Here is a 13776-nt window from a genome sequence, read left to right as displayed (position 1 = left end):
CTCACCAGCGCAGCCCAGCCTCCTCGAGGGTGGCCTCGACCTCGAGCCGCTCGACCGAGGTCCACTCCCGTGGTGGCAGACCGTCGCGCACCTGCAACGCGGTGCAGCAGGACTCCAGGACGTCGTCGTACGCCAGGGTGGTCGCTCGCAACCGGTGCACGCGTGCGGCGGCCTTGGAGTCGCGCAGCACATCGAGTTCGGCATACAGGCGGGTGAGGTCGGAGGAGAGCCGGGCGATGTCCCGGGACGCCGGCGTGCGTGGGGTGTGTTTCGGGGTCCGCGGCGCGACCCACCAGCGCACCGCCTTGTCGGCAGCCACCAGCAGCGCCGCGGGTGCCACGCAGGCACCGACGTATTCGACGAGCCGCCACATCGCGACCTCCCAAGTGCCACTTCCATCGTGGCACTCCGGCGGCTGGGATGCGAGGGTCAGAGCTCGTGACCCACGAAGATCGGCTCGTTGACCAGCGTCACGCCGAACGCGGCCCGCACGCCGTCCCGCACATCACGCGCGAGCTCGGCGACGTCGCCCGCCGTCGCGCCGCCGCGGTTGGTGATCGCCAGTGGGTGCTTGCCGGACAGCGCCGCGGGCCCGGGCATGCCGTAGCCCCTGTCGAAGCCTGCGTGCTGGATCAGCCAGGCGGCGCTCGTCTTGACGCCGGTGCCGTCTGTGGGCCACTGCGGTGGGGGCGGCGCGTCGGCGCCGAAGCGCTCGGCCGCGGCCGCCGCGAGGGCGTCGTATGCCGCAGCGCTGATGATCGGGTTGGTGAAGAACGACCCGCACGACCACGTGTCGTGGTCGTCGGTGTCGAGCACCATGCCGCGCCGTCGGCGTTGTTCCAGGACCGCTTCGCGCGCGTCGGCCAGCGGCACCCGCTCACCGATCTGAATGCCGAGTCCGTCCGCGAGCGCGGTATAGGCCACCGGCTGCGACAACTCGGTCGGCCGCAGTGCGAAGAGCACGTCCAGCACGACATACCGCCCGCCGCCGCGGAACGACGACCCCTTGAACAGTGAATGGCGGTAGGCGAATTCGCAGTCCGCGTTGGTGAACGTGCGCACCTGCTGCTCCTGTCGGTCCCAGGTGCGCACCGACGCGATGGTCTGCGCGACCTCCTGACCGTAGGCTCCGACGTTCTGCACCGGGGTCGCACCGGTGAGCCCGGGTATGCCGGACAGCGCCTCGATGCCGGACCAGCCCTCGTCGCAGCACCGTTCGACGAGGTCGTCCCACTCCTCCCCGGCGGCGACCCGCACGTGCACTCCCCCGCAGGCGTCGTCCGACTCCACCTCGATGCCCGCGTTGGCGATCCGCAGCACGGTGCCCGGGAAGCCCTCGTCCGCGATCACCATGTTGGATCCGCCGGACAGCACCAGCAGCGGTTCGTCGGCGTCGTCCACCTCGCGCACCACGTCGACGATCTCGTCGGTCGTCTCCGCGACGACGAGGCGGGCGGCCGGGCCGCCGACCCGCATGGTGGTGAGCGGTGCGAGCTCGACGTCGTTCGCCTCGCGCATCAGGCGGGCTTCAGCGCGACGGTCGCCCGCGCGCGCACCAGCACTTTCTGCCCACCGGACGTGGCGGTCAGGTCGATCGTGGCGGTGTCGCCGTCGACGGACTTGACCGTCGCGCCGACCTCGATGTCCGCTCCCCCGTCGTGCGGCACCGGCACCGGCGCGCTGAACCGCACGCTGTATGACGTCACCCGTCCGGCGTCGCCGAGCCAGTCGACGACCGGCTGGATCGCGGCACCCATGGTCCACATGCCGTGCGCGATCACGTCGGGCAGGCCGACGGACTTGGCGAACTGCTCGTCCCAGTGGATGGTGTTGAAGTCGCCGCTGGCTCCGGCATACCGGACCAGCGTGGCCCGATCGACATGGATGGTGCGCGACGGAATCTCGGTGCCTGCTTCGATGCTCATGCCTCGCCGTCCCCTCGGATCACGACGACCGAGGTCGCGGTCGTCACCAGCTCACCGTCCACGGTGGTGATCTCGGTGCCCATCGTGACCATCGAGTGCCCACCGGCCTGGCGGACCTTCTCGATCGTCGTGGTGGCCTGCACCTCGTCGCCGGCGGCCAGGGGCCGGTGGTGCTCGAATGCCTGCTCGCCGTGCACCAGCCGGCTGAAGTCGATGCCGGCCTCCGGGTCGGCCATCACGTTGGCGTCACCCTGCTGGGAGATCATCACCGCCATCGTCGGCGGCGCGATCACGTCGGCGTAACCCCGTGACCGGGCGACGTCGGGGTCGAAGTGCGCCTTGTCGGTCGCACCCACCGCCCTGGCGAACTCGGCGATCTTCGCGCGTGACACGACATACGGCGCGGACGGCGGATAGCTCCGCCCGGCCACCTCAGGGTTCACAGCCATGGCGTCAGACTACTGGTCGTCATAGGCGCGAAAACGCCCCGGGACCGTTGCCGGTCCGGGGCGCTCGTGGAGCGTATGGCGAGCTGCGGTCAGCGGGTCTCGCGGTGCACGGTGTGCTTCTTGTCACGCGGGCAGTACTTCTTGAATTCCACGCGATCGGGGTTGTTGCGACGGTTCTTCTTCGTCACGTAGTTGCGCTCTTTGCACTCGGTGCACGCCAAGGTGATCTTGGGGCGAATGTCTGCGCTCTTGCTGGCCACGGCAACCTGCTCTCGGAGTTTCTGTCTTCGGTGCGTCTGTCTTGGTAGCGGGGGCGGGGCTCGATCCCGCGACCTCACGATTATGAGTCGTGCGCTCTAACCAGCTGAGCTACCCCGCCTCGACGGATGGATGGCGATCCATCTGCGAGCCCCCAAACGGAATCGAACCGTTGACCTTCTCCTTACCATGGAGACGCTCTGCCGACTGAGCTATAGGGGCCTGCTGCAACCCGAGCGCGACGATGTTGTCGCCCTGCCCGGGCAGCGCAGCGAAAAGGCTACCTCAAAGCCTCTTCGATCACGAAATCGGCGAAACCTCCCCGCGGACCAGGACGGTCGCCTTGCGGTTGTCGCGCACCGCGAGCTGCCAGGACCCGGTGGTCTCGCGCGCCACCAGGCGCACCGTGCCCGGGATCAGCACCGGCTTGCGGAACGACATCTTCGCGACATACGAGGCGGGCAGGCGGTTCTCGATCGCGGCGAGCATCGCCGCCTGACTCCACATGCCGTGCACGATCGTGGTCGGGAAGCCCATCGCCTTGGCGGTGACCGCATGCAGGTGGATCGGGTTGACGTCACCACTGACGGCGGCGAACCGGCGGCCGAGGTCGCCGGACAGCCGCCAGATCATGCCCGCGCCGTCCGGCGCCTCGACGTCCGGCGTGCGGTCGGGGACGTCGCCCTCGACCCGCTGGCCGCGATAGAGGTATGTCGCCAAGCCCTCCCACACCAGTTCGTCGCCGACGTGCGCCCGTGACATCACGTCGACCTGCACGCCGCTGCGGTGCGGCCGGGCGTTGGTGGCCCACGTCGACAGGTCGAGGGGTTCCCCGAGCAGCACGGGACGGTGGACGGTGAGGGTGTTGTCCAGGTGCACACTGCCCATCAACGGGTAGGGGTAGCTCTTGTCCGCGAACAGCGTGACCTGCAACGGGAAGACCAGGTTGTGCAGGTAGGTCGCCGGCAGCTGGTCCCGCAGGGGGAAGCCGCACACGTGGTCGTAGTCCGCGAGCGCCGCCGGATCGACCTGCACCCCGCGTCGGACCACCTGCAGGTCGGGCAGCCCGCTCTTGCCGTGGTGCGTCCTGGAGGTCGCGACGGCGCGCGCGAAGATCTTCGGCAGGCTCGGGGGGCCTTGCAGTTCCACGACTTTCGTCATACCGAACTCACGCACCCAGTTGGCTCTGGCCGCACACCCGCAGCACCTGACCGGTCACACCGGACGAGCCCGGCTCGGCGAAGAACGCGATCGCCTCGCCGACGTCGACCGGCCGGCCACCCTGCAGCAGCGAGTTGAGCCGGCGCCCGACCTCGCGAGTCGCGAACGGGATCTTGGCCGTCATCTCGGTCTCGATGAAGCCCGGTGCCACCGCGTTGACGGTGATCTCCCGGTCGGCGAGGTTCTGCGACAGTTGCCGCACCATGCCGATGACACCGGCCTTGGAGGCCGCGTAGTTGGACTGGCCGCGGTTGCCGCCGATGCCGCTGATCGAGGCGACCGCGATGATGCGGCCGCCCTCGGCCAGACCGCCCTTGACGGACGGGTCGAGCAGCGTCTTGTTGATGCGGAACTGCGAGCGCAGGTTGACGTCGAGCACACTGCCCCAACGGCTTTCGTCGGTGTTGACGAAGAGCTTGTCGCGGGTGATGCCGGCGTTGTGCACCATGACGTGCAGCGTGTCGCCCTTGCGCGCCACTGCCTCGGCGATCCGCTCGCCCGCGTCGGCGGCGGTGACGTCGAGCTGCAGCGCGGTCGCGCCGAGCGTGTTCGCGACCTTGCTCAGCGACTCGCCGGCCGCCGGGATATCGACGAGGATGAGCTCCGCGCCGGCGCGGGCGAAGACCTTGGCGATCTCCGCGCCGATGCCGCGGGCGGCACCGGTGACGACGGCGATGCGGCCGGTCATCGGGTGCCGCCAATCGGCCGTGTCCGGCACCTCGGCAGCCCGCACTCGGACCGGTTGGCCCGAGACGTATGCCGATCGGGCGGACAGGAAGAACCGCAACGGTGCGGCGAGGACGGAGGAGTCGCCCTGTGCGTCCTGGTCGACCCACAGCAGGTTGGCGGTGCTGCCCCGGCGCATCTCCTTGCCGATCGACCGGGTGATGCCTTCCAGTGCCTGCTGGGTGGCGGCCGCCTCGGCGTCCGCCAGCTGCGCCGGCGTCGTACCGATCACGACCAGCCGGGCGGACGGACCGAGCTTCTTGACGGCCGGCGCGACGGTGGCGCGCAGCTGGTCCAGCTGGTCGAGGGTGCGGGCGGCTGTGGCATCGAAGACGATCGCGCCCAGCTTGCTGTCGTATGTCGCCTCGGGCGACGCCTGCACGACCTGGCCACCGGAGGCCCTGACGATGCCGGTGGCCGAGGCGGCGACCGGTGCGTCGCCGATGCCGCCGACGGCGGCGGGGCCGGCGAGCAGGTCCTGCCCTTCTTCATAACGGCGCAGGATCTCCGGTCGCGGCAGGCCGAACTGGCCGGCCACCTTCTTGCCGAAGGCGTTCTTGTTGACGAGGTTCGCGTAGGTGTCGGTCACTGTGCTGCCTCCAGGATTGCGACGACGCCGTTGCCGCCCGCGGCGCAGATGGAGATGAGTGCCCGGCCAGAGCCCTTCTGCGCCAACATCTTCGCGGTCGACGCGACGATCCGGCCGCCCGTGGCGGCGAAGGGATGACCTGCGGCGAGCGAGGATCCGTTGACGTTGAGCTTGCTCCGGTCGATCGCTCCGAGCGGTTCGTCCAGTCCGAGCTTCTGCGTGCAGAACTCCGGGCTCTCCAGCGCGGCCAGATGACACAGCACGGTCGAGGCGAAGGCCTCGTGGAACTCGTAGAAGTCGAAGTCCTGCAGCGACAATCCGTTGCGCTGCAGCATGCGGGCGATGGCGTAGGGCGGAGCCATCAACAGACCCTCGTCGCCGGTCACGTAGTCGACGGCGGCGGTCTCGGCGTCGACGAACCGGGCGAGCGGCGTGATGCGGTGTTCGTCCGCCCACTCCTTCGAGCCGAGCAGCACCACCGAGGCTCCGTCGGTCAGCGGCGTCGAGTTGCCGGCGGTCATCGTGGCGTCCTCGCCCTTGCCGAAGACCGGCTTCAGCTCGGCCAGCTTCTCGGGCGTGCTGTCGGGACGCAGGTTGTTGTCCTTGGTCACCCCGAGGTAGGGCGTCACCAGGTCGTCGAAGAAGCCGCGATCGTATGCCGCGGCGAGATTCCGATGGCTAAGTGCCGCCAACTCGTCCTGCGCCTCCCGGGTGATGCCCCATTCCTTGGTGGTGATCGCCTGGTGCTCGCCCATCGACAGACCGGTGCGGGGCTCGCCGTTGGTCGGCTGGTCCGGTGCGAGCTGTCCCGGCCGGATCTTGGTCAGCGCGGAGATCCGTTGCTGCGGTGTCTTGGCGTAGTTGACCTTCATCAGCGTCCGCCGCAATGAATCATTCACTGCGAGAGGGGCGTCCGAGGTCGTGTCGGTGCCGCCGGCGACGCCGGAGTCGATCTGGCCGAGCGCGATCTTGTTGGCGACCAGGATTGCGGCCTCCAGGCCGGTGCCGCACGCCTGCTGCACGTCATACGCCGGCGTCGTGGGCGACAGATGGGACCCGAGCACCGACTCGCGGGTCAGGTTGAAGTCGCGCGAGTGCTTCAGCACTGCTCCTGCCGCCACCTCGCCCAGCCGTTCGCCGGCCAGCCCGTAGCGCGAGACCAGACCGTCCAGAGCCGAGGTGAGCATGTCCTGGTTGGACGCCTTGAGGTATTTGCCGCCGGACCGCACGAACGGGATGCGGTTGCCGCCGAGGACGTAGACGTCACGGACGCTGCGCTCGTTCGTTGCAGAGCTCATCGAAGAAACTCCCATGTTCAAGGGACATATTTACCGATACCGAGAGTAGCAGGTACAGCAGGTTTCGGATACTCTTGAGGCATGACCACCCGCCATCCCCCACGCGTCGACGGCCGCGACGCCCGCTGGGCCGAGCATCGCGAGCAGCGCCGGCGAGAGTTGACCGATGCCGCCTTGCGTGCGATCCGCAGTCACGGCGCCACGGTGGGCATGGACGAGATCGCCGCCGAGGCCGGCACCAGCAAGACGGTGATCTACCGGCATTTCGGTGATCGCCTCGGTCTCTACCTGGCGGTCTGCGCGAGCGTGGACAGCAACGTGCTGGGCGACCTGCAACAGGCACTGACGCACGCCGGGGAGGGTGCGGGCGGTGCGCCGCTGGCCGGCGACGCGCGTGCGACGATCGAAGCGGTCATCGACAGCTATTTCGTGCAGGTGGAACGGGATCCGGAGGTCTACCGCTTCGTGGTCCGTCGACCCGCTCTCAACGTCGCACCCGAGGACGACCCGGTCATCGGGATCAGCGACACCATCGCCGGCGTGCTGCAGCCGATCTTCGCCGAGGCGCTGCGCGATGCCGGCCGACCGACCGACGCCGCCCGCATCTGGGCGCACGGACTGATCGGATTCGTCCGGGAGTCGGCCGACCGCTGGCTGGCCGACCCCGACCGGCCGCCACGCGGCGTCGTGGTCCGACATCTGGCGGAATTCGCGTCCGATGGCCTCACCGGGGCCCTCGGCCTCACCTCCGACTCGACCCGTCCTCGACCCGAAGGAGCACGACATGACCGACCGGACCGCTGACCAACTGCGCGATGTCCTCGACGGCCGCTGGATCGAGTTGCGCCGGAAGGCGCGGACCGAGCTGCCGGCCGAGCTGATGCTCGCACCGGCCGGGCTCACGACGGAGGAGCATCGCGCGCACACCACCGACGCGTTGCGCAAGATCGCCGACCTCGGGTTCGGCCGGGTCGGCTTCCCCGCCGAGTTCGGCGGCGAGCTGGACTACGCCGCCTCGTGTGTCCTGTTCGAGATGCAAGCCTTCGGCGACCTGTCCCTGCTGGTGAAGACGGGTGTGCAGTTCGGGCTCTTCGGCGGTGCCGTCGCGCGGCTGGGCACGCGTCGCCATCACGCGGCATACCTGGAGGACATCATGACCGGGCGGTTGCTCGGATCGTTCGCGATGACCGAGGTCGGCCACGGCAGCAACGTCCAAGCCCTGGAAACGACTGCCACGTATGACGATTCGACCCGAGAAATCATCATTGACACACCGACCGAGAGCGCTGTGAAGACCTACATCGGCAACGCCGCGCGTGACGCTCGCCTGGCCGTCGTCTTCGCGCAACTGGTCACTGGGGCCGGCCGGCACGGCGTACATGCAGTGCTGGTGCCCGTGCGCGACGACACCGGGAAGCCGTTGCCCGGCGTGACGATCGGCGACAACGGGGCCAAGGGCGGACTGCCCGGTGTCGACAACGGCACCTTCGCCTTCGACAAGGTCCGCGTGCCGAAGGACAATCTGCTGGGCGCTTTCGGCGACATCGACGACGACGGGGCTTACGTCTCCGACATCGACAATCCCAACCGCCGCTTCTTCACCATGCTCGGCACGCTGGTGCGCGGACGGGTGTGCGTGGGCGGCGGTTCCGGTGCGGCGGCGAAGAAGGCTCTGGCCATCGCGCTGCGCTACGGAACGACGCGGCGGCAGTTCGCGGCGGCGGAGGACCAGGACGAGATCGTCGTGCTGGATTACCTCGCCCACCAACGCAAACTGCTCCCGCGGCTGGCCAAGTCGATCGCCCTCAGCTTCGCGCAGAACGCCGTCACGGAACGCCTGCAGGAGCTGCAGGGCGGCCCGGCACACGCCGAGCGCGACGTGGAGGGCCAGCGCGAGCTGGAGTCGCGGGTCGCCGGCCTGAAGGCGGTCACCACCTGGCATGCACTGGACACGATCCAGGCCTGCCGAGAAGCATGCGGCGGGGCGGGATACATGGCCGAGAACCAGCTGACCCAGATGCGCGCGGACGTCGACGTGTTCACCACCTTCGAGGGTGACAACACCGTGCTGCTGCAGCTCGCGGCCAAGGGCCTGCTCACCGACTACCAGGCGATGTGGGGCGACCTGGACGTGCCGGGCATGGTCGGCAAGGTCGCCGGCCAGGTGGGCGAGCGCATCGTCGAGCGCACCGCCGGCCGCGCCGGGATCCAGCGGCTCGTCGACGCCGCGACGGGGCGCGATGACGACTCGGCGACCGACAGCCTGGGCTGGGCGGCGTCGATGTTCGAGCAACGGGCCGACCACGTCCTGGAGACGCTGGGCAGCCGCTTGCGGAAAGCGACCAAGGACAATGCTCTCGAGCTGTTCAACAATGCACAGGACCATGTCCTGCTGGCGGCACGCACGCACATCGACCGGTGCGTCCTGGAGTCGGCAGTTGAGGCGCTGGACGGTATGCCGGACGGCGCGGCGAAGTCTCTGCTGGAGCGGACGCTGATCCTTTACGCCCTCTCGTCCATCGAGCAGGACAAGGCGTGGTTCCTCGAGCACGGCCGGATCACCACCGCACGCAGCCGCGCCGTCACCGCCTCGGTCAACGACCTGTGCCAGGAACTGCGCGGCCAGGTGTCGACGCTGGTGGACGCGCTCGGTGTGCCCGAGGAGTTGATCACCGCACCGATCGTGCGCTGACGGAGGTCGTCGCCTTCGACGCGATCAGAAGCCGACGGCGGCGGCCGCGGCCAGCGGCATCCGTAGGGCGGCGTCGAGGTCCCGGGCCGCCCCGGCGCGGTGCTCGTCCAGCAGCCCGGCGACCCGCGCGGCCTCGAGACTGCGCGAACCCAGGTAAGCGCTCGCCAGCAGTTGCGTGGCGAGCAGCAGATCGGGACTGCCATCGGTGCGCGCGAGGCGGCCGGCGCCCTCCTCGTCGACGGTGAACCGCCATCGGCCCTGATTCCAGGCACAGGAGGCGTCCTCGATCTCGAGCACGAGGTCGACCGGGGCGGCATACCCACGCCGCGCCATGGCGAGCGGCAGGTCGACGAGCCGGATCCACAGGCTGTCCCAGACGGGACCGCGCAGGCTGCGGTCTCCACCTGCCCACGCGAAGACGGAGTCATCGACTCCACGGCCGTTGAGGACGACCGAGGAGGTGAGGTCGAGGTCCACCAGGCGCCGCAGCAGCGCGAGCTCGGTCGCGGGGTCACCGACCAGTTCGCCGACCTCCACGGTGCCGTCGGGTCGGCCGTCCTCCCACTTCTGTTGGCGACGGAACCGGGCATAGCCGATATCGCTGCCGTCACGTGTCGCGAACAGGATCCGTTGTGGTTCCTTGTCACGCAGCGTCTGTGGCGTATCGCGGCCGAACATCGCGTAGGCCTCGACCTCCCGGACGACCGAGCCGAGCGTGCGGGCACCGGCGTGCAGTGCGGCGGCCCGCATGCGGTCCGGGACGCCCGGCCCGCCCGCTGCCACCAGACGGGTCTGAAGTGCCGACGCGTCCGGCTCGAGGCCCGGGGCGGTGAGGGTCGCACGCCTGGTCAGAGTCACCCGGGTCTCCAGCGACGCAACTCCGTAGCCGTGCCTGCCATAGATTGCCGGCTCGCTCGCGTGGAGCACCGACAATCCGGACCAGTCACCACCACGCACTCGCTCGAAGTGGTCGCGCAGCATCGCGGTGAGGACCCCTCGGCGACGTTCGTCTGGGTGCACGCCGACGAAGGTGAGTCCGCTCGCCGGCAGTTGCTGCAGCGCCTGCCTTCGTCCCGGCACGGTGAGGGTCAGCGGGTAGACACCGTAAACGCCCGCGTAGTAGGACGGGTCGCCGTCCGCGACCTCGGCGGCGAACCGTTGGTCCTCCGGTATGCCGGACAGGGTCCGTTCCGGGGACTCGCGCGACGGCTCGGCGAACCACACGAGTTCGTCGGTGTCGAGGAACCGCCGGGCGTCGCGAGCCGGGCCGACGTGTACATCTGCCATGCCACCCATGAAGCCGTACTCGCGGACCCGCCGCAACCGGATTACCCGGCGCACGGTCGAACGGACCGGCCGACCGGTCACCGGGCTCAGTTCTCTTCGACCGTGTGGGAGTCGGTCAGGCTGAGCGCGCCGATCGTTGCGATGGCGCCCACGATGCCGGCAAGCACCAGGTAGGTGATGCGTTCGCCGTGGAAGAAGGACTGCACCAGGCCCGCACTCCAGGTGCCCGCGGGCAACGTCGCAGTGACCAGCGCGGCGATCAGCGTGCCGACGACGGCAGTGCCCACGCTCGTGCCGACCTCCTGGGCGGTGTCGTTCAGCGCGGTGCCCATCGACGTGCGGTTGGCCGGCATGGCATCCACCAGCGCGACGGCGCAGATCGTCATCACGGTGCGCAGGCCCACGGTCATGATCACCATCGAGACCGCGATGGCGAGGTAGCCGTGCTCGACGCCCCACGCCATACCGACGAGCGAGCCGCCGAGACACGCCGCGCCCACCAGGCAGGCGATGCGGTGACCGAAGCTCTTGCCCAGCCACTCCGACAACGGTGTGGCGACCAGCATCGTCGCGATCATCGGCAGGTTCGCCAGGCCGGCACGGACCGGGCTCCAGCCGTAGGCGTACTGGAAGTGCAGGATCAGGCCGAACATCACCGCAGCCATCGCGATGGCCGTGCCGACCTGCGCCAAGATCGCGCCGCGGACGGTGCCGTCGGAGAGCACCGACAGGTCCAGCATGGGTGTCCTGCTGGTCCGCTCGCGCCATACCCAGGCGATGCCTGCAGCGACGGCGCCACCGACGGACGCGAGAGTGACGGCCGACAACCAGCCGTGCTGCACGCCACTGGTCAGCGAGTAGCACGCGAGCCCGATCATGGTGATGCTGAGCGCCGCACCCGGCAGGTCGAGCCGGTCGCTGGTCAGGCCGCCTCGGTCGTCCGGCGCCACGCCGCGCCATACCCCGGCGGCGGCGATGAGCGCGATCGGAGCGTTCACGACGAGCAGCCACTCCCAGCGGATGTGCGCCAGGGCGGTGCCGCCGAGCAGCGGGCCGAGGATGAAGCCAGACATGCCGACGACGATCATCACCGTCATCGCACGCATGCGCAGCGCCTTGTCGTCGAAGAGGCGGAAGACCAGCGAGTTGGTGATCGGCGCCATCGCGGCGGCCGCAACCCCGAGGGCAGCCCGCATCGCGATCAACTGGCCGGTCGAGTCGACCAGGACGACGGTCAGACTGATCAGCCCGAAGAGGGCGAGACCCACCAGCAGGACGCGTCTGCGCCCGAACCGGTCGGCCACCGAGCCGGCGGTGAGCAGCAGGCCGCCGAACGTCAGCGAGTAGGCGCCGGTGACCCACTGCAGTGCGGTGGTGCCGCTGCCGAGGTCGCGGCCGATCGTCGGCAACGCGATGGACAGCAGCGTGTTGTCGACCATCTCGACGAAGAAGGCCAGGCAGAGGGCGGCCAGCGGGATCCAGGCGGCCCGGATGGACGCATAGGTCCGCGGCCCCGGTGGTTCGGTCGTCGTGGGCTCGGTGAGGGTGGAGTTGGTCATGGCGGCCTCCTGCGGCTCGCGTGGGGATCGGTATGCCGAGGAAGCTAGGGAGCAGGAGTTTCACCACGGTTTCGCTGGCCCTTCAGCCGGGCGTCCGGTGGTTTCAGCGGGCGCCCAACAGGTCTGCGCGCCCCCTGTGGCGCGTGGCGGGTTCGGTCCGGCGACAAGCGAAGCGGGCGCATCCGGAAGTGCCGGATGCGCCCGCCTCGATCAGACGTGCTTCATCAGATCGCGCGAACGTTCTCCGCCTGCGGACCCTTCTGGCCCTGCGCCGAGTCGAACTCGACACGCTGGTTCTCCTCCAGCGACTTGTAGCCGGTGCCGCTGATCGCGGAGAAGTGGACGAAGACGTCGGGGCTGCCGTCCTCCGGGGCGATGAAGCCGAAGCCCTTTTCCGCGTTGAACCACTTGACGGTGCCTGTTGCCATGATGGCGGTTCCCTTCGATATGTCTTCCGGGCCGCACACTCTGCGCGACGCCCGGGGCCAAACGACGACGTGGCACGCACCCGACATGGACTCATCGGGGCCTGTGCGTCGAGCGCTGCATGGATCCAGCGCGCTCAAGACGTGAAGGAACAACCTGCCGACCAGGACCGAGGTTACCCGCTCCGGCGCCATACACCCAGCGCGGCGGCCGGCCAGTCCGTCATCCTGCCTCTCCGCGGCGCCGGTACGACGGTTCGATAGCGTCAACGGATGTCGGCGACCGCTCTGGCCCTGGTGCTTACCGCCGCGGTGCTGCACGCGATCTGGAACATCGCCGCGAAGCGCGTCGCACACGGCGGATACGTCTTCGTCTTCGCGTATGCCGCCCTGTCCGCGCTGGTGTGGCTGCCGATCGGGTTGATCGTTTTGGCGGCCAACGGCGCGGCCCTCAGTGCGGCATTGCTGGCCGCATCCGCGCTGTCCGGCCTGTTGCACATCGCCTACGGCCTCGCGCTGCAGACCGGCTACCGCAAGGGCGAACTGAGCGTGGTCTACCCCGTCGCCCGTGGCACCGGCCCACTGCTCACGATGCTCTTCGCCATCGTGGTGCTGGCCGAACGCCCCGGCCCGATCGCCGTCGCCGGCGGATTCGTCATCGTGGCGGGTGTCGCCGTGGTCGCCGCCGCACGACCGGCGGGTGCGCCGCGGCGCCATACCGGACCGTCGGCGAAGCCGGCTGCGACCGGGCTGCAGTGGGGGGCGCTGACCGGGTTGGCCATCGCGTCATACACGCTGTGGGACGACCACTCGATGACCGGGCTGGCGCTGCTGCCGGTGCCCTACTTCGCGTTGAGCACCGCCTGGCAGAGCCTGCTGATGGTCCCCGGGGTGCGCGGTCAGCGGGCGGAGCTGTCGCGCGTGGCACGTGAGCATTGGCGCGAGATCGTCTGTGTCGCAGTGCTTTCCCCGCTCGCGTACATCCTGGTACTGCAGGCGATGACGACGACCTCGGTCGCCCTGGTCGCGCCGGCCCGCGAGTCGAGCATCGTGGTGGGTTCACTGCTGGCCTGGAAGCTCTTCCACGAGCCGGCGCCCGCGCGCAAGTTCGCCGGTGCCGTGGTGGTGCTGGCGGGCATCGCACTCATCGCCGTATGACGATCCGGATGACGCAGAAACGGCCCCGGCACGACCGAGGGCCCCGGCAGAACTGCCGGGGCCCTCGTGCACGCGGTGCCAGGTCTAGGATTCGAACCTAGGTAGCTTTCGCGACGGATTTACAGTCCGCTCCCATTGGCCGCTCGGGCAACCTGGCGTGGTGCGTGGACGAGGATAACAAGCATCGTG

14 protein-coding genes and 3 tRNA genes are annotated in these 13776 nt (G+C 69.3%); 3 read left to right on the top strand and 14 right to left on the bottom strand.

What is annotated here, in order from left to right; genetic code table 11:
• Nucleotide 1: 1 nt before the first annotated feature.
• The 10 genes from ACYVBN_RS00580 to ACYVBN_RS00535 form a co-directional block, all read right to left on the bottom strand.
• Nucleotides 2-373, bottom strand: a complete 372-nt coding sequence (locus ACYVBN_RS00580) for a hypothetical protein (protein WP_460598886.1) — start codon at nt 371-373, stop codon at nt 2-4.
• A gap of 56 nt (nt 374-429) precedes the next feature.
• Nucleotides 430-1518, bottom strand: coding sequence for a UDP-N-acetylmuramate dehydrogenase (locus ACYVBN_RS00575; protein WP_460598885.1), 1089 nt, complete (start codon nt 1516-1518; stop codon nt 430-432).
• Complete coding sequence (locus tag ACYVBN_RS00570; protein ID WP_460598884.1) at nt 1518-1925, bottom strand: MaoC family dehydratase; 408 nt, start codon at nt 1923-1925, stop codon at nt 1518-1520. Before ACYVBN_RS00570 ends, ACYVBN_RS00575 begins: the two co-directional genes overlap by 1 nt.
• Nucleotides 1922-2374: a hotdog family protein gene (locus ACYVBN_RS00565; protein WP_460598883.1), complete on the bottom strand. Its 453-nt coding sequence runs from the start codon at nt 2372-2374 to the stop codon at nt 1922-1924. Before ACYVBN_RS00565 ends, ACYVBN_RS00570 begins: the two co-directional genes overlap by 4 nt.
• Before the next feature lie 89 nt (nt 2375-2463).
• Nucleotides 2464-2634: a 50S ribosomal protein L33 gene (gene rpmG, locus ACYVBN_RS00560; RefSeq protein WP_325550922.1), complete on the bottom strand. Its 171-nt coding sequence runs from the start codon at nt 2632-2634 to the stop codon at nt 2464-2466.
• A gap of 42 nt (nt 2635-2676) precedes the next feature.
• Nucleotides 2677-2753 (bottom strand) — tRNA-Met (locus ACYVBN_RS00555).
• 28 nt (nt 2754-2781) lie between these two features.
• Nucleotides 2782-2854 (bottom strand) — tRNA-Thr (locus ACYVBN_RS00550).
• Nucleotides 2855-2932: 78 nt separating this feature from the next.
• On the bottom strand, nt 2933-3793 hold the full coding sequence (locus tag ACYVBN_RS00545) for a MaoC family dehydratase (RefSeq protein WP_460598882.1): 861 nt from the start codon (nt 3791-3793) through the stop codon (nt 2933-2935).
• A gap of 7 nt (nt 3794-3800) precedes the next feature.
• Nucleotides 3801-5168: a 3-oxoacyl-ACP reductase gene (locus ACYVBN_RS00540; protein ID WP_460598881.1), complete on the bottom strand. Its 1368-nt coding sequence runs from the start codon at nt 5166-5168 to the stop codon at nt 3801-3803.
• A complete protein-coding gene (locus ACYVBN_RS00535) occupies nt 5165-6466 on the bottom strand; it encodes an acetyl-CoA C-acyltransferase (RefSeq protein WP_460598880.1) in 1302 nt (433 codons plus the stop codon). Before ACYVBN_RS00535 ends, ACYVBN_RS00540 begins: the two co-directional genes overlap by 4 nt.
• 81 nt (nt 6467-6547) lie before the next feature.
• Between ACYVBN_RS00535 and ACYVBN_RS00530 the strand changes: the two genes are divergently transcribed.
• On the top strand, nt 6548-7270 hold the full coding sequence (locus ACYVBN_RS00530) for a TetR/AcrR family transcriptional regulator (RefSeq protein ID WP_440281530.1): 723 nt from the start codon (nt 6548-6550) through the stop codon (nt 7268-7270).
• Nucleotides 7251-9158, top strand: coding sequence for an acyl-CoA dehydrogenase family protein (locus tag ACYVBN_RS00525; RefSeq protein ID WP_460598879.1), 1908 nt, complete (start codon nt 7251-7253; stop codon nt 9156-9158). The genes ACYVBN_RS00530 and ACYVBN_RS00525 overlap by 20 nt, the downstream gene beginning before the upstream one ends.
• Before the next feature lie 24 nt (nt 9159-9182).
• On the opposite strand, the gene ACYVBN_RS00520 is transcribed toward ACYVBN_RS00525, so the two are convergent.
• The 3 genes from ACYVBN_RS00520 to ACYVBN_RS00510 all read right to left on the bottom strand — a co-directional run bounded on the left by ACYVBN_RS00520 (nt 9183) and on the right by ACYVBN_RS00510 (nt 12432).
• A complete protein-coding gene (locus ACYVBN_RS00520) occupies nt 9183-10445 on the bottom strand; it encodes a GNAT family N-acetyltransferase (protein ID WP_460598878.1) in 1263 nt (420 codons plus the stop codon).
• A gap of 86 nt (nt 10446-10531) precedes the next feature.
• The gene (locus ACYVBN_RS00515) at nt 10532-12004 is read right to left on the bottom strand and encodes an MFS transporter (protein WP_460598877.1); all 1473 of its coding nucleotides are present in this window, start codon (nt 12002-12004) and stop codon (nt 10532-10534) included.
• 224 nt (nt 12005-12228) lie between these two features.
• A complete protein-coding gene (locus ACYVBN_RS00510; protein WP_440280836.1) occupies nt 12229-12432 on the bottom strand; it encodes a cold-shock protein in 204 nt (67 codons plus the stop codon).
• Nucleotides 12433-12702: 270 nt separating this feature from the next.
• Between ACYVBN_RS00510 and ACYVBN_RS00505 the strand changes: the two genes are divergently transcribed.
• A complete protein-coding gene (locus ACYVBN_RS00505) occupies nt 12703-13587 on the top strand; it encodes an EamA family transporter (protein WP_460598876.1) in 885 nt (294 codons plus the stop codon).
• Between the two features lie 76 nt (nt 13588-13663).
• On the opposite strand, the gene ACYVBN_RS00500 is transcribed toward ACYVBN_RS00505, so the two are convergent.
• A tRNA-Tyr gene (locus ACYVBN_RS00500) sits at nt 13664-13744 on the bottom strand.
• Nucleotides 13745-13776: the final 32 nt, after the last annotated feature.

Source organism: Flexivirga lutea (assembly GCF_054778955.1).
This window is presented reverse-complemented; position numbering and strand designations above follow the sequence as displayed.

Bases quoted from the DNA above. Each gene is read 5' to 3' on its own strand.
- ACYVBN_RS00575 (WP_460598885.1), bottom strand. From the start codon at position 1,518: ATGCGCGAGGCGAACGACGTCGAGCTCGCACCGCTCACCACCATGCGG.
- ACYVBN_RS00525 (WP_460598879.1), top strand. From the start codon at position 7,251: ATGACCGACCGGACCGCTGACCAACTGCGCGATGTCCTCGACGGCCGC.
- ACYVBN_RS00570 (WP_460598884.1), bottom strand. From the start codon at position 1,925: ATGAGCATCGAAGCAGGCACCGAGATTCCGTCGCGCACCATCCATGTC.
- ACYVBN_RS00535 (WP_460598880.1), bottom strand. From the start codon at position 6,466: ATGAGCTCTGCAACGAACGAGCGCAGCGTCCGTGACGTCTACGTCCTC.
- ACYVBN_RS00580 (WP_460598886.1), bottom strand. From the start codon at position 373: ATGTGGCGGCTCGTCGAATACGTCGGTGCCTGCGTGGCACCCGCGGCG.
- ACYVBN_RS00505 (WP_460598876.1), top strand. From the start codon at position 12,703: ATGTCGGCGACCGCTCTGGCCCTGGTGCTTACCGCCGCGGTGCTGCAC.
- ACYVBN_RS00530 (WP_440281530.1), top strand. From the start codon at position 6,548: ATGACCACCCGCCATCCCCCACGCGTCGACGGCCGCGACGCCCGCTGG.
- ACYVBN_RS00520 (WP_460598878.1), bottom strand. From the start codon at position 10,445: ATGGCAGATGTACACGTCGGCCCGGCTCGCGACGCCCGGCGGTTCCTC.
- ACYVBN_RS00545 (WP_460598882.1), bottom strand. From the start codon at position 3,793: ATGACGAAAGTCGTGGAACTGCAAGGCCCCCCGAGCCTGCCGAAGATC.
- ACYVBN_RS00515 (WP_460598877.1), bottom strand. From the start codon at position 12,004: ATGACCAACTCCACCCTCACCGAGCCCACGACGACCGAACCACCGGGG.
- ACYVBN_RS00565 (WP_460598883.1), bottom strand. From the start codon at position 2,374: ATGGCTGTGAACCCTGAGGTGGCCGGGCGGAGCTATCCGCCGTCCGCG.
- ACYVBN_RS00510 (WP_440280836.1), bottom strand. From the start codon at position 12,432: ATGGCAACAGGCACCGTCAAGTGGTTCAACGCGGAAAAGGGCTTCGGC.